General features: G+C 66.7%; 16 protein-coding genes and 1 pseudogene. 4 read left to right on the top strand and 13 right to left on the bottom strand.

The window, feature by feature from the left end:
* Positions 1-181: 181 nt before the first annotated feature.
* Positions 182-379, bottom strand: a complete 198-nt coding sequence (locus JJL56_RS18735; RefSeq protein WP_145629665.1) for an SDR family NAD(P)-dependent oxidoreductase — start codon at positions 377-379, stop codon at positions 182-184.
* A gap of 154 nt (positions 380-533) precedes the next feature.
* Between JJL56_RS18735 and JJL56_RS18730 the strand changes: the two genes are divergently transcribed.
* From JJL56_RS18730 to JJL56_RS33185, 3 genes and pseudogenes are all read left to right on the top strand, one after another.
* Positions 534-1,439 (top strand): LysR family transcriptional regulator, encoded by a 906-nt coding sequence (locus JJL56_RS18730; protein WP_145629664.1) that lies wholly within the window; start codon positions 534-536, stop codon positions 1,437-1,439.
* A 171-nt stretch (positions 1,440-1,610) separates the two neighbouring features.
* The gene (locus tag JJL56_RS18725; RefSeq protein ID WP_200485897.1) at positions 1,611-2,882 is read left to right on the top strand and encodes a carboxymuconolactone decarboxylase family protein; all 1,272 of its coding nucleotides are present in this window, start codon (positions 1,611-1,613) and stop codon (positions 2,880-2,882) included.
* A 49-nt stretch (positions 2,883-2,931) separates the two neighbouring features.
* Positions 2,932-3,452 (top strand): annotated as a pseudogene (locus tag JJL56_RS33185) (integrase core domain-containing protein); the annotation flags it as partial.
* A gap of 53 nt (positions 3,453-3,505) precedes the next feature.
* Here JJL56_RS33185 and JJL56_RS18715 read toward each other — a convergent pair.
* From JJL56_RS18715 to JJL56_RS18695, 5 genes are all read right to left on the bottom strand, one after another.
* Positions 3,506-4,276 (bottom strand): SDR family NAD(P)-dependent oxidoreductase, encoded by a 771-nt coding sequence (locus JJL56_RS18715; protein WP_200485896.1) that lies wholly within the window; start codon positions 4,274-4,276, stop codon positions 3,506-3,508.
* A gap of 34 nt (positions 4,277-4,310) precedes the next feature.
* Complete coding sequence (locus JJL56_RS18710; protein WP_200485895.1) at positions 4,311-4,775, bottom strand: ester cyclase; 465 nt, start codon at positions 4,773-4,775, stop codon at positions 4,311-4,313.
* Positions 4,776-4,802: 27 nt separating this feature from the next.
* Positions 4,803-5,402, bottom strand: coding sequence for an NAD(P)H:quinone oxidoreductase (wrbA, locus tag JJL56_RS18705; protein ID WP_145629110.1), 600 nt, complete (start codon positions 5,400-5,402; stop codon positions 4,803-4,805).
* Positions 5,403-5,609: 207 nt separating this feature from the next.
* Complete coding sequence (locus tag JJL56_RS18700) at positions 5,610-6,239, bottom strand: TetR/AcrR family transcriptional regulator (RefSeq protein WP_145629108.1); 630 nt, start codon at positions 6,237-6,239, stop codon at positions 5,610-5,612.
* Entirely contained in the window at positions 6,236-7,225 is a 990-nt protein-coding gene (locus JJL56_RS18695; RefSeq protein ID WP_145629106.1) for a LysR family transcriptional regulator, read from the bottom strand. The genes JJL56_RS18700 and JJL56_RS18695 overlap by 4 nt, the downstream gene beginning before the upstream one ends.
* A 355-nt stretch (positions 7,226-7,580) precedes the next feature.
* Here JJL56_RS18695 and JJL56_RS18690 point away from each other — a divergent pair, with 355 nt between their 5' ends.
* A complete protein-coding gene (locus JJL56_RS18690; RefSeq protein ID WP_200485894.1) occupies positions 7,581-9,305 on the top strand; it encodes a sigma-54-dependent Fis family transcriptional regulator in 1,725 nt (574 codons plus the stop codon).
* A gap of 15 nt (positions 9,306-9,320) precedes the next feature.
* Here JJL56_RS18690 and JJL56_RS18685 read toward each other — a convergent pair whose 3' ends face one another.
* The 7 genes from JJL56_RS18685 to budC form a co-directional block, all read right to left on the bottom strand.
* Positions 9,321-10,094 (bottom strand): SDR family NAD(P)-dependent oxidoreductase, encoded by a 774-nt coding sequence (locus JJL56_RS18685; protein ID WP_200485893.1) that lies wholly within the window; start codon positions 10,092-10,094, stop codon positions 9,321-9,323.
* Positions 10,095-10,272: 178 nt separating this feature from the next.
* Entirely contained in the window at positions 10,273-11,226 is a 954-nt protein-coding gene (locus tag JJL56_RS18680) for a zinc-binding dehydrogenase (RefSeq protein WP_200485892.1), read from the bottom strand.
* Positions 11,223-11,387, bottom strand: a complete 165-nt coding sequence (locus tag JJL56_RS18675; RefSeq protein WP_186453067.1) for a hypothetical protein — start codon at positions 11,385-11,387, stop codon at positions 11,223-11,225. Before JJL56_RS18675 ends, JJL56_RS18680 begins: the two co-directional genes overlap by 4 nt.
* 177 nt (positions 11,388-11,564) lie before the next feature.
* Positions 11,565-11,708: a hypothetical protein gene (locus tag JJL56_RS18670; RefSeq protein WP_200485891.1), complete on the bottom strand. Its 144-nt coding sequence runs from the start codon at positions 11,706-11,708 to the stop codon at positions 11,565-11,567.
* 92 nt (positions 11,709-11,800) lie between these two features.
* Positions 11,801-12,637 (bottom strand): oxidoreductase, encoded by an 837-nt coding sequence (locus tag JJL56_RS18665; protein WP_145629095.1) that lies wholly within the window; start codon positions 12,635-12,637, stop codon positions 11,801-11,803.
* Positions 12,638-12,781: 144 nt separating this feature from the next.
* Entirely contained in the window at positions 12,782-13,705 is a 924-nt protein-coding gene (locus JJL56_RS18660; RefSeq protein ID WP_247891138.1) for an AraC family transcriptional regulator, read from the bottom strand.
* Between the two features lie 153 nt (positions 13,706-13,858).
* A complete protein-coding gene (budC, locus tag JJL56_RS18655; protein WP_200485889.1) occupies positions 13,859-14,626 on the bottom strand; it encodes a meso-2,3-butanediol dehydrogenase in 768 nt (255 codons plus the stop codon).
* Positions 14,627-14,639 lie beyond the last annotated feature (13 nt).

Here is a 14,639-nt window from a genome sequence, read left to right as displayed (position 1 = left end):
TTACGGACCGGACACTGTTGTCATCTGCGGCCGCAGCGACGGCCTTCGGACGAAGGTCCAAGCGGTCCGGAGTCAAACGCCAAGCAATACCCGCCGTGCGTCGTAACTCCGCTGGTACCAAGAAGGTGGGCGCATGGCGCCTCGCATTCTCCTGGTGCGGCGACGAAGAAAGCCACCTTCGTCATAACGAGTGGGCTCGACGGCCGAAGGTCTCCGTGGGGGCCATTTCCTGAACCGTCGGGTCGATGTCCTCGGCGACCACCTTGGCGCCGCGAGCGTGCAGGAGTTCGGCGATGGCACGCCCGATGCCGCTTGCGGCTCCCGTCACAATGGCGACCTTGCAATCAACGTCATTTACGGTCGGATCAATGTTGGTCATGATCAGGTCTCGCTTGTGGTTGAATCACGGAGGCAATCGAGCCGGCGTTGTCCGAAAAGCTAGCGGGACCAAGCCGTTGGGTTAATCGGTCGACTGCCGAAAAGGGTGTTTAGGTTTGGCAACAGAATCCGCGGCAGCCATGGGAATTTCTTGAATGCGGGCCAGTGGGAACGCCGACCTCCGTGCATTCATCGCGGTGGCCGAGCAGGGGAGTTTTTCTAAGGCGGCAGAGCAACTGGGCCTGTCGCCGTCCTCGCTCAGCCAGATCATCCGCACACTTGAGGAGCGGCTGGGCGTGCGCCTGCTGCACCGAACCACGCGCAGCGTCTCCCTGACAGATGCGGGCGAACGGCTTCTGCTGCGTGTCCGCCCGGCGCTGGAGGAGTTGGACGCGGCGCTGGACGACGTCGGGCAACTGCGCGCGCGGCCGGCCGGGGTGGTGCGCGTGCGCTGCCTGCGCGCGGCCTTCAGCGCTTATGTCGGGCCGAACCTCGCGGCCTTCCGCGAGGCCTACCCGGACGTCACTCTTGACATCCTGGTGGATGACGCGGTGGTCGACCTGGTCGCGTCCGGCTTCGACGTCGGCTTCACGCTTGGGGAGGTGATCGAGAAGGATATGGTCGCCCTGCGGCTGGGAGGCGACATCCGGCAGATCGCCGTGGCTTCCCCCGCCTACATCGCCCACCACGGCCGGCCGGAGACGCCGAAGGATTTGCTGTCGCACGCTTGCATCCGCTGGCGCTGGCCGGGGCGGACCACCCCCTACAACTGGGAATTCTTCGCCGACGGCGCCTGGTTCGAGGTGGACGTGAAAGGCCCGCTGGTGTTGAGCGAGCAGAGCATGACGATCGACGCAGCGGTGAACGGCATCGGCATCGCGTTCTGGATGGAGCAAGAGCTACGGCCCCTGATCGCAAAGGGCTTGCTCGTCCCGCTGTTGGAGGAGTGGTCGGCCCCGTTCCCCGGCTTCTACCTCTGCTACCCGCAGCAGCGGCAAATGGCGCCGGCATTGCGCGCGTTCATTGACTTCATCAAGTCCAAAGCCGTGGAGCCTCGATGAGTCCGACTGTAGAGAAACCAGGGCAGCAATTCGGGCAGAGAGCAATTATTCAGTCGCGCTGACAAGCCTATTCGGTTTCCGCTCGATTGTCGGACCGGTTCAGTGTGACCAGCTTTCCCTCCATCGCGGCGGGCAGGGCTCCGCTGGATGGAAAAGGAAGGGGAAGCGGGAATGCCGATGACCGAACATGTGAGTTCCCCCGAAACGGAGTACAATCAGGCTCCGGCGGAGCGCTTCAGGCGCGGCATGCTCCTTCTGCAACACATAGGCGGCCCCGATTTCGACGGACCGATCAACCGGCTGAGCAGGCTGTCGAAGGACATGGCCCGCTTCACGGTTGAATACCCATACGGCGACGTTCTGTCCCGTCCCGGGCTCGATCTGCGTCTGCGTCAAATCTGCACCATCAGCGCCCTGCTGGCGCAGGCATCCCTGCAGCCGCAGCTGAAATTTCATATGGAAGGCCTGCTCAATGTCGGAGGAACACCAGACGATCTCGTCGAGCTGCTGTTCCTTTCGACCGCTATGCTCGGCTTTCCCATCGCGATCGACTCCATCGGTATCGTGAGGGACATTTTCACGGAACGTGGCCTTGCCTTTGCCCCGAAGGAACCAGACGACGGCGATGGGACCGACCGGTACCGGCGCGGTCTCGGCACGTTCCGTGACCTCATGGGAATGGATCCATCCGCGTTCTCTGCCGCTTTCGCCAGTATCTCTCCCGAGTTGGCCCAATGGTCACTGGAATTCGTTTTCGGCGACGTGATGGCGCGCCACGGACTGACGAATGAAGACAAGCATTTGGCAATCATCAGCATGCTGGGGGCGACGGGCAACCGTTCGGAGTTGATGCGGCTGCATCTCCGGGCCGCGGTCGCTGGCGGTGTTACCCTCCCGACCCTTGCGGAGGCCATCATGCAGCTCAGCGTCTATGCCGGTTTCCCGGCGGCGCTTAACGGCTTCGCTCTCCTTGGCGCGGTGGTTGAGGATCCGCCGGACCAGCACCCGACCACCGCCGATCTCCACCCGACTCCCGTGGCGGAAGACACAGGGTCCGAGAGCCGGCGGCTCCGCCGGAATCGCGGCTTGACGGCGCTGGCGGCGACGTCGAGCGCGTCCGGTGAGGCGGTGGTGCACAGCTTCGACGATGTTGCACCTGAAATCGGCGGCTTGATCGTCGAGTTTTGCTACGGAGACATCTTTCATCGGTCTGGCATCGACGCGAAAACACGGGAGCTGACTGCTTGTGCGGCCCTGGCGGCCCGTGGCGCCGCGACCGACGTAACGCCGCTGCGCGTCCACATCCGCGCCGCGATCAAGGCCGGCGCCCGTAAGGATGAGATTGTCGAAACCCTTCTGAACATGCTGCCCTACAGCGGCTATCCCGCCATTCGGCAAGCCATGATCCTTGCCGCTGAAGAGTTCGCCGCAATTCAGCCATAAGACCGTCAGACCGAACCGACTGTCCGGACGAAGTGCCGGCGGCCCGCCCCTCCACGAGCGCCGGCTGGCCGAGGGCCGCGGCCTCATCCATCACTCTGAGCCCGAAGGGCCAGCGAAGCTACCGCGGGGTCGCAATACGTTGCCATTCGGTACACCGAGTTCCTCACCGAGGCCGACGTCGAGCCCTCCGTGGGCAGCGTCGGCGCTTCGTAGGACAACGCGTTGGCCGAGACCATCAACGGCCCCTACAAAACCGAAGTGAACCGGCACCGCGGATCTTGGCGCATCCGGGAGGCCGTCGAGTTCGCCACCCTGGAATGGGTGGAGTGGTTCAACCGCCGCCGCCTGCTCGAACCCATCGGCAACATTCCGCCCACCAATGGTCAGTCGAACAATGTCGGCTGGGTGAGAGCGCGCCGATACGGTGATGAGGCGCCCTCATTAAAGCGAACTTCCGTTCGCTTTGGATTCAAATGGCCTCACTTGCCGGCTCTCAGCGGATGCCAATGGCATCCGCCTGCCGCCAGCGGGAACATAGTTCCCGCGAGAGGCCAAGCTACGGCCGCATAAGCGGCCGGGACCGCCGTCGCGGTCCAAAGCGGATCGCAATCCGCTTTGGCGGGTCAGATCACCGCGAGCAGGCCGCCATCGACGGACAGGGCGTGGCCGGTGACATAGCTGGACAGGTCGGAGCCAAGATAGGCCACCGCGTCGCCAATCTCAGACGGCTGGCCCAGGCGGCGCAGAGGCGTCCGCTGACGGAAGCCTTCGGCGGATTCGGCGATGCCAGGAGCGGTCCGTAGCAGCACCGTGTCGATGGTGCCGGGGGCGACGGCATTGACCCGGATGCCATCGGGCCCAAGTGCATCGGCCAGCGACTTCGCCATCAGGATCACGCCGCCTTTACTGGTCGAATAGGCCACTGTGATCCCGGCCCCCACCAGCCCGCCCATGCTCGCCATCAGCACGATGCTGCCGGCCTTGCCCTTCGCCTTCATCTGGCGGGCCGCCGCCTGGGCGCCGAACAGAACGCCGTCGAGATTGACCGCCATCAGCCGCCGATAATCCTCCTCCGGCACCTCGGCGCCGTCGGTGCGCAGTGTGATTCCGGCGTTGGCGACGAACACATCGACGCCGCCGAACTCCGCCGCCGCGGCGACCAGGGCGTCGTTCTCGGCGCGCTTGCTGACGTCGGTCTTCACGAAAAGGGTGGGCACGCCCAGCGCCCTGATCGCTTCGGCGGTTGGCTCGCCGCCTTCGCGCGGCGTCTCCGTCACGTCGGAGACGATCAGCGCACGGGCACCATGTTCGGCCGCGCGCAGTGCGATCGCCCGGCCGATGCCGCTCGACGCGCCAGTCACCACGACCACCTTGCCGTTCAGAATGTTGCTCATGATGGACCTCGCGAGAAGAGGAGGACGCGCCGGATCAAGCCGGCGCACCGCCCGGCTGGGTGGGGGATTGCGCCACGGTCAGGGCGCCCAGCTGTTCCAGCAGCTTGTAGAGGTTGGCGACGCCCCAATGCTCGACGATCCGACCTTCGTGCACGCGCATGGCGTCCACCGTCTCGAAGGCGATGGCCTTGCCGGTAGGGGCGATGCCGAGGAAGGGGCCGCGGTGGGTGCCGTGATAAGTCTTGTAGGTGGTGACCAGATCGCCGTCGGCGACCTGCCAGTGGATGTCCGCATGGAAATCCGGGAAGGCGGCGCGCAGCGTCTTGTACAGGCGCAACGTGCCGGCCCGGTCGGGCGTTCCGCCCGGTTGCGGCGTATGGTCGATGTAATCGGGGGCGAAGAGTTCCTCGAACAGGGCGTAGTCGCCACGGCCCTGGACCTCTTCGGTGTTGCGACGCACGACGGCGATCGCCGCCTGACTCTGGGGCGTGCTGGACATTGCAGAACCCTCTGTGGTGTCGGAAGGTCAGCCGAAAAGCTTGGCCGCGGTGAGGGCGACGAGTTCGCCCTGGTGGCGGGCTCCGGCCAGATCGATCTCGGACGGCTGGCGGGACCCGTCGCCGGCGGCAACCGTGGTGGCGCCATAGGGCGCGCCGCCGACGATCTCGCTGCTGCTCATCTGGCCCTGGTGGCTGTAGGGCAGGCCGACGATGACCATGCCGAAATGCAGCAGGTTGGTGATGATGGAGAACAGCGTGGTCTCGTTGCCGCCATGCTGGGTGGCGCTGGAGGTGAAGGCGGCACCGACCTTGCCGTTCAGGGCGCCGCGTGCCCACAGCCCGCCGGCCTGGTCGAGGAAGGCCGCCATCTGCGAGGAGATGCGGCCGAAGCGGGTGCCGGTGCCGACGATGATGGCGTCATATTGCTCCAACTCGGCCACCGTGGCGACCGGCGCGCTCTGGTCGAGCTTGAAGTGGGCGTTCTTCGCCACCGCTTCCGGCACCGTTTCGGGCACGCGCTTGACGTCCACCGCCGCACCGGCGCCGCGCGCACCCTCGGCAATGGCATGGGCCATCGTCTCGATGTGGCCGTAGGACGAGTAGTAGAGAACGAGAATCTTGGCCATGAAAGCGATCCTTTTCGTGTTGGTGCGGATTGCAGCGGTGCAGGAGAGGGGCAGCGGGTGCCGAGGCAGTCCTGCCGGCATGCATTCACCGTCACGATGCTAAGCGGCCCGGCTGCGGCCGCACGACCGACAATTCGTCACCGCGCGGATGACAAAGCGTCAGCCGCGCCGGTTCCGGTCCCATGCGCCGGTCGGGCGACCGCAGGGTCAGGAGCGCAGATTGGCGAGGTGAAGGGCGAAGGCGCTTTTCATCGTTGCGAGCGGATCGGCCGCCATGGCCGGGGAAACACAGCGGCCCTCGGCGAAGGCCGAAGACAGGCCATAAAGCTGGGCGCCGCTCGCGACCGCGGCGATGCAGGGGTCGGGATCGCCCCTCAGAGCCCCCGAGGCCGCCGCCGCACCGAACCACGCGAACCAGTAGCCGGTCATCTCATCGATCTGGTGCTGGGCATCCGCCGATCGCGGCAGGCTGGCGCAGGACGCGGTGATGATCTGCATGTGGATGGGGTGGGTGTAGGACCAGGCGAGATAGGCATCGCCGGCGGCGCGGACGCAATCCAGAGGATCGGATTGGGACAGGAAGGAGGCCTCGACCGCGATCCGCAGGCTTTCGACCGCCTTGTCGACGACGGCCAGCATCAGGTCGGCCCGGTTCCTGAAATGCTTGAACGGCGCGGAGGACGACACGTCGACGCGCCGCGCCGCCTCACGGACGGAGACCCCCTCGATCCCTTTTTCGCGGACGATGTCGAACGTCGCGTCGACCAGCGCCTCCGCCAGCTTGCCATGGTGGTAGGGACGAGGATCGCCGGCAGGGTGTTGCTTGCGGATGGTCATCCGATGATCCGGAGTGCAACATCGGATGCCGGGGGCGCGATTTGGCCGGTCTCGAACATTCCAGGGGGAGTGCGCGCGGTGAAGGCATTGCTGGCCGTCCTCAGATGTTTGAGAAGCGCCTCCGTCCTGGCGTTGGGGGCGCTGCCCGGTTGGCAATACACATAGGTGCAGGCGAAGCCCGCATGCCAGTCGCCCAGGATGCGGACGAGCCGGCCTTCCTCCAGCTCGGTCGCGGCCACGAAGCGTGGAAGCTTTGCGATGCCGCCGCCCTGAACCGCCGCCATCAGCACCATCATCGGCGTGTTGAAGCTCAGATGCCGCCCCGCCTCGATGGCGACCTTCTGCGTGCCGCGGGTGAAAAGCCAGGGTGCCCGTCGGCGTTCGTTGGTCTCGTCGAGAAGAAGCGTGTGCCCCGCTCCTGTCAGTTCCATTGGCGTCGATGGCGCAGATTTCGCCCGCAGATAGGAGCGCGAGGCGCAGAGAATCGATTCGCTCTCGAACAGCGGTTCCCCGGCCGCCCCCGGCCAATCGGCATCGGCGAGGTGCATCGCCAGATCGAAAGGTCCGGCACCGGGATCCAGTGGCCGCTCCCGCACCTCCAGCCGCAGGTTTACGTCCGGATGGGCTTCGGTGAAGCTTCGGATGACGGGCAAAAGAAAGTGGCTGGAAGCGGAATCGGCGTTCAGCCGGATCGTACCGGCGAGGCCACTGTTCGACGACCGCACGGCGCTTGCGGATTGGGCGAGCTGTTCCAGCAGGGGCAAGGTCTGTTCGTAGAACCGGCGGCCATCCTCGGTGATCCGGATTCCCTGCGGGGTGCGGTGAAAGAGGCGGGTGCCCAGTCGCTCCTCAAGCCTGCCGATTGCCCGGCTGACCCCGGAGGTCGTCAACCCGACGACCTCCGATGTCCGGACGAAGCTGCCCGTCTCGACAGCGGCGGCAAACACCCCGACTCCGCTGATTACCCTACCGTCGAACCGTGTCATCTGACCTCTCCCGGTCTTTTGTTCGAACCGGCGGCCGGTCACGTCCTTCGACGCGGTGCGGAGCGCGGTCTCTGTCCCAGGATAGGGTGCATGCGACGGGCGGGCGGGCGCCAGCAATCATCGAACCGGCGTAGCGAAACTTTAAAACTTAGAAGTTTCAACAGGTTAGGCTTGAGCCGGGCTTTGGGCGGTCTCTCGCCCCCAACGGGGGCGTTGCCAAAGTGAGCATTTGAACACATTGTTTCCGCCGGCCTGCATGATTTGGTGAACGAGGGTCCATGCTCCACTCCACGGTCATCGTCCCCCGTTCGCCCGCCAAGGGTGAGCATCCCGCTGCGTCATCGGGTTTACCGCCATGAACACCGAACCTGAACTCGGCGTCGATATCGGGGCGCTGTCCGCGCGGCTTCGGTTCAATCCGGAAGACGGCTGCATCTGGCTTGAACGCGAGCGTATGATGCTCGTGCATCTCTCCGCCTACGCCGCCTTCCGTAAGGAACTGATCGAGGCGGTGGGGCAGGAGGCGGCGAAGCGGATGCTGATGCGCATGGGCCATGCCGGCGGCAGTTCCGACGGGGCGCTGGCGCGCCGCGCCCGGCCGGAATCGGACATGCTGACCAACTTTCTGGCCGGGCCGCGGCTGCACGCGATCGAAGGCATGGTGGTGGTGGAGCCCGTCGCCCATTCCTTCGATCCGGCGACGAACTTCCACGCCGGGGAATGGATCTGGCGCAACTCGATCGAGGTCGAGGCGCATCTGAAGGAACATGGCCTGAGCAAGGAACCGGTGTGCTGGAGCGCCATCGGCTATGCCACCGGCTACACCAGCGTCTTCATGGGCCGCCCGATCCTGTACCGCGAGGTCGAATGCCGGGCGATGGGCCATGCCCAATGCCGCATCGTTGGCAAGCCGGCCGAGCTTTGGGAGGATGGTGCCCGCGACGACCTGCAAAACGGCCTGTGTCTGTCCGAGCCGTGGAACAGCGACACCGACCAGTGGGAGCGGACGGCCGGAGTGGCGGCGCCGGCTCTGGAATGGTCGGACGGCCGGCTGCTCGGCATGTCGCCGAACTTCGTCTCCACCATGGATCTGATCGGCAAGGTCGCACCGACCGATGCGCCGGTGCTGCTGGTCGGCGAGGCGGGGGTCGGCAAGAAGACGAGCGCGCGCGCCCTTCACCGGTTGAGCAATCGCGCGCGTCAGCCCTTCGTCCATTTCAGCTGCTCGGCGGCGACCGGCGATGCGCTGGACGCGGAGTTGTTCGGGATCGAGAAGGGGGCGCTGGCCGGGGCTGCGGTGTCGCGCAACGGCCGGGTGGAGCGAGCCAACGGCGGGACCCTGTTCCTGGAGGACGTTCACTGCCTCGACGCGCGGGCGCAGTCGAAGCTGCTGCGGGTGCTGCAGGCCGGCGAGGTGGAGCGGCTCGGCGGCGGCCAGCCGCGCCCGGTGAAGCTGCGCGTCATCGCCGCATCGATGCCAAGGCTGATGGCGGCGGTGCGGGACGGCTGCTTTCGCGAGGATCTCTATTACAAGCTCAGCGCCTTTCCGATCCGTCTGGCGCCCCTGCGCGAACGGCGGTCGGACATCCCGTTGCTGCTGAAGCATTTCGTGACGGAATTCGCCGGCCGCCACGACAAACGGATTCGGTCGGTCGCCCAGAGCGCCATCGCATTCCTGCTGACCTACGAGTTTCCCGGCAATATCGCCGAACTGGAGAGCATGATCGAGCGCGCGGTGATCCTCGCGCCCGATGCCGGGACGATCGACCTGTCGCACCTCTCCTCGCCGCTTGATCAGGATAGTCCGCGCTTCTTCAGCGTTTCACGGGCGGGCCGGCTGTCGATGGGCGGAACGGAGGATCCGCCGGCGACGGATGGCACTCCCTCGCTCGACCGGCTTCTCGACGGCAATTTCTCGCTTGAGACCTTCGAGAACGAGATCATCGCCCGAGCGGTCGAGCGTGCATCCGGCAACCTCAGCGCCGCCGCCCGTGAACTGGGAATGACGCGCCCCCAACTCGCCTACCGGTTCCGCAAGAGCCGCGGGGTGGAAGAGGACGAAGCCAGGGACGCGTTCTAGAACGGCACGGCTCCGCTATGCCGGCTCGAACCCGCCGATCGTCATGCCGCCATCCACCACCAGCATGTGACCATACACGTAGCTGGCGCGGTCGGAACACAGCCAGACCGCGGCTTCGGCCACCTCTCGCGGGTGGGCGGCACGCTTGGCCGGGATTGCCGCCGTGGCATTGGCGGCGAAGGCCGGGTTCTGCGAGCCGTTGGCGACGACCATCGGCGTTTCGGTGAAGCCGGGAGCCAGCGTGTTGACGCGGATGTTCCGCGCCGCGTTTTCCATGGCGGCGACCCGCGTCAGGCCGTGCACCCCGTGCTTGGATGCGGCATAGGCGCTCATTCCGCCAGGGCCGGTGAGCGCGGCGACCGAGGCGGTGTTGCAGATGGCGCCGCCGCCGCTGCGCAGCATCAGGGGCACCTCGTGCTTGATGCCCAGGAAGATGCTGCGCAGGTTGATGCCAAGCACCCGGTCGAAATCCTCCACCGGGTATTCCTCCACCCGGTGGGTGCCGCCGGTGACGCCGGCATTGTTGAAGGCGGCATCGAGACGACCACCCTCGCGTTCGACATGGGCGAGTAAGGCCGCAACCTCGCTCTCGTCGGATACGTCGGTCCGGCGCACCGACGCGCGGCCGCCGGCCCGGACGATCCGCTCCAGGGTCTCCGCAAGCCCCGCCTCGTTCAGGTCGGCCGCGAAGACATGCGCACCGCGCTCCGCGAAGAGCAGAGCCGCTTCCCGGCCGATGCCGGAGCCCGCCCCGGTGACCAGCACCACCTTGCCGGCAAATTCATCCATGCTAAGCATTGCTGGGTTCCTCTTGGGATTGTGCGGAGTGCAGCCGGTGGCGTCCGGCCGCCCGGCCTTCGGGACCTGCTTCGCGCCGGCATCGCCGGAGGCCCGGCCGGCATGGTCCCGCCCCGGGGTGGCGGGCAACCGCGGCGAGAAACTTGAGTGGCGGCTTCGGACTCTGAGTTCACGGGATCAGCAGGAGCAGGCCGTCGCGGTTGCGCGTTGCGATGTCCTCATGGGCGCGGGCGGCGTCTGCCAGCGGATAGCGGCTGAGGCGCAGAGTTCCGAACACGCCCCGTCGGTGGGCGTCGAAGACCTCCGCGCTGGCGCTGGCGAGAAGCGATCCCCGGACCAGCTGGGCCGTGCTGCCGCTCGACAGCCGGATGCGGCGGCCCGCCAGTGTGTCGCGGTCGACCTCCGGGCGGCCGGATGCGGCGCCGATCATGACGATCTCACCGCCGTCGCGGAGCGCCGTCACGGAGGCTGGGAAGGTGCCCCGGCCCACGAACTCGCAGACCACGTCGAAGCCGCCGGGCACCAGCCGACGCAGCCGGTCGGACAGACCCGGATCACGGGAGTCTACGCCGCTGACGCCCGACCCGTTCAGCACTCCCAGCTTGGCGGCGGAACCGGTGCCGACGACATGGGCACCCAAAGCATCCGCCCAGCGCGCGGTGAGCGATCCGACGCCCCCAGTGGCGCCCTGAACGAGAACCGCCTCGCCCGGTTCGACAGGATGAAGATGGCGGATCGCCACCCAGGCCGTCAGCCCCTTCGTCATGATCGCGGCGGCATCGTCGAAAGCGATGTCGTCGGGCAGCCGGATCAGCACCTCCGCCGGGACGTTGCGCAGCTCGGCGTAGCTGCCCGGCGCGAAGAAATAGCCGACGCGGTCGCCGACGGCATGGTCACTCACGCCCGGACCGACCGCGTCGATGACGCCGGCGGCCTCGACCCCGCCGGCTGCCGGAAGGGGTGAGTTGAAGCTGCCGTCGCGAAAAGCGGTGTCGACGAAATTGACGCCGATCGCCCGTGCCCGGAAGCGGACCTCACCGGGGCCGGGCAGGGGAACGTCTTCATCTTCCAGGACGAGAACCGATGGAGGGCCGGGATGATGGAAACGGACGACGGCGCTCATCGGGAGGCCAGCCGCTGGATTGTGCCCGGCTGCTCCAATGCGAGGGTGGCATGTGACATGGAACTGCTCGACTGCGCGAGCGCCACGGCATTGTTGATCATCAGCGAGACGTCGGTGGTCGTCACGCCGGCGCCGGTCTTCTGAAAGGAGCCGCTGCTCATGATGGAATCCTTGGTCAGGTGATCCGCCGCGGCGTCATCGCCGCATGGAAGCCGATGAAGGAAGCCTATCGGGCGGCAGGACCCCCGGCGAACGCCGTTTGGTCATGCGCCGTTGCGCGCGTGGCAACCGGTGGTCGGCGGCTGTCCGCCTCGTCCGGCGCGGTCACCGACTGATCCTCACCCCAGCAATTCCTCCCCTCTCGGCCGGTAGGGGGTGGCGGGCCGGCGCCTTTCATGGCGGGGCGGAAGCTGAAAATTGCGGTCGTTCCCGACCAGCAGAAGCAGGCCAAGCGACGCGGTGACGATCCCGATGCAGAGCATGTGGGCATCTCCTCTGTCGTGACGATGTTCTTGCCCGATCCTCCCGTGCCGGGGCGGCCCCGCATGCGGTGGTCGCCCCGGTCCCGGTGGCGTCAGGCATCGAAGTCGGTGCCGACCGAACGGTCACGCCATGCGGCGATCTCGGCGCGGCGCCGGTCGATCACGCCGTCGGCCATCTCCACGGCGTCGGAGCCGGCCAGGAAGTGGCGGGGCGGCTCGGACGTGCCTGCCAACTCGACCATGGCGGCGGCCAGCTTGGCCGGATCGCCCGGCTGCTTGTGGCTGTAGCCGTCATAGCTCGACCGCATGTCGGCGGAATGAGCGGCATAATCCTCGATCCGCTTGGAGCCGTAGCGCACCGAGCTGCCGTCCAGGAAGTCGGTGCGGAAGAAGCCGGGCTCGACCACCGTGACGTGAATGCCGAAGGGCGCCACCTCCGGGGCCAACGAGTCCGAGAAGCCCTCCACCGCGAATTTCGCCGCGCAATAGACCGAGGCACCGGCGAAGCCGAGGACGCCGCCAATGGAGGAGAGGTTCAGGATGCGCCCAGAGCGCTGACGGCGCATCACCGGCAGGACGGCGCGGGTGACGTGGAACAGGCCGAACACGTTGGTGGCGAATTGCCGCTCGACATCCGCCGCCTCGATCTCCTCGAACAGGCCGAGCTGGCCAAAGCCGGCGTTGTTGACCAGGACATCGATGCGCCCGAAGCGGTCAACCGCCGCCTGCGCCGCCGCCACCGCCTGCACCTCGTCGGCGACGTCGAGCGCCACCGTCAGCACGCGGTCGCCGTAGTCGGCATAGACCGCCTGCAACTGGTCGAGCTTGCGGCCGGTGGCGACCACGCGGTCGCCGGCCGCCAGAGCCGCCTTCGCCACCTCCGCCCCGATGCCGCGCGCGCTGCCGGTGATGAACCAGATCTTGCTCATTTTCCGTCTTCCTTCTTCGCTGGAGAACCGCCGTCGCGTGCGGTTCCGATGAAGGAAGAATAGGGGCGGACGGGCTTCACCCTGTAGACCAGAGGTCCGGCAGGATTGCCTGATCCTCCAGACCTTCCGGTCCGCTCGTGGGCGTCAGGCCTGCGCGGCCTGCCGTGCTCCGGCGTCGCCGCCGGTCATGGAGGAGCGCAGGCGGGCGGCGTCGCGGATGGGCGGCAACCCGAACAGACGGGCATATTCGCGGCTGAACTGCGACGGGCTGCCATAGCCCACGGCGAAGCCGGCGCTGGCGGCGTCGGTCAGATTGGCCAGGATCAGCCGCCGCGCCTCCTGCAGCCGCAATTGCTTCTGGTACTGGAGGGGGCTGAGCGCCGTGACCTCCTTGAAATGCTGGTGGAAGGCCGACGGGCTCATGTTGGCCTTGGCGGCCACGGTTTCGATGCGCAGCGGCTCGCGGAAATTGTCCTTGATCCACTTCACCGCGCGACCGATCTGCGCGGTGCGGCTCTCACCCAGTGCGATCCGGTGCAGCAGGCTGCCCTGGTCGGCGGTCAGCAGCCGATAGAACAGTTCGCGTTCCACCAGCGGCGCCAGCACCGGGATGGCGTCGGGCGTCTCCAGCAGACGCGCCATCCGGGCCGCCGCGTCGATCATCTCCGGCGTGGCGAGGCTGGTCGTCAGGCCAAGTCCCTGGTCGGCCTGCGGCGGCGCCTTCAATCCCGCTTCCAGTATCAGGCCGCTCAGCAATGCCGGATCCAGCGTCAGGCGCAGGCACAGGTAGGGGCTGTCTGCCGTCGCCTGCGTCACCTGCCCGATCACTGGCAGATCGAGCGAGACCGCGAGATACTGGCCGGCGCGGTAGTCCAGGATCTGGTCGCCGGCGATGGTGCGCTTCGCCCCGCGCGCGACGAAGCATACGGAGGGCTCATAGACGGTGTGAAGTTGTTCGGTGGGACTGCTGGCGCGGATCACCGCCAGCCGGGAAATTTGCGTTTCGTGGACGCCGTCCCCCAGGTCGGAGGTGACGCGGTCCAGGATCAGCGAAAATTCAGTCTCCATGAACATGGCATTTTCCGTTCCGGTCAATCCGCCGCCTGCCATCCTAGCGTGTTTGCCCCGACGCACCCAGTCCCCCGGTCGATCCCGTGGAGGATCATGCAACCCTTCGCGAGGATCGGACCAGGGGGGCAGCCTGTCGAATTGCCGGTCGCCCTATTTTCCCCATTCGGGTCCGCCGTCGGTGCAGGTCTGACCGCCATCGACGGCGAGGGTGGCGCCGGTGATCCACTGGGCCTCGTTGCTCGCCAGGAACGCAATGGCAGATGCGATCTCCTCCGGCTTGCCGGCCCGGCGCAACGGGATGCGCTCCCATGCCTTTTCGAGCAGCGCCTCGTCCTCCATGATCGCGTCGACCATGCCGGTCACGGTCAGGCCGGGGCACACCGTGTTGGCGCGCACGCCGTACTTGCCGTTGTCGCAGGCGACCGACCGGGTCAGATTGGCGACCGCCGCCTTGGCGGCGTTATAGCCCGCATGGCTCCAGCCGCCGCCAAGGGAGGACACCGATCCGACATTCACGATCGAACCCTTCGTCTTGCGCAGATGCGGCAGCGCGGCCCGGGTCAGGAAGAAGACGCTGTCGACATCGGCCCCCATGCATGCCCGCCAGTCGTCGTCGGAGGTGTCGTCCACCGTGCCGACCAGATTCATGCCGGCGGCGTTGACGAGCGTATCGATCCGCCCGAAGCGCTCGACCGCGGCGCTGACCACGGCATCGCAGTCCGGCCGTTTTGACACGTCGGCCGGGAACAGAAGGATGCGGTCCTGTGCCATGTCCGCGGCGGCTTTTTCCAGACGGTCCCTGTTGCGGCCGGTAATGACCACGCTGGCACCTTCGGCGAGAAAGCGGCGGACGGCGGCCTCGCCAATACCCGAACCGCCACCGGTCACGATGATCACCTTTCCTGTGAACCTGTTCATGGGATCTCCCCTG

Source organism: Azospirillum aestuarii (assembly GCF_016632405.1).
Lineage (GTDB): Bacteria > Pseudomonadota > Alphaproteobacteria > Azospirillales > Azospirillaceae > Azospirillum > Azospirillum aestuarii.
The sequence above is the reverse complement of the archived record's forward strand: the minus strand, read 5'-3'. Positions and strand labels throughout refer to the sequence as shown.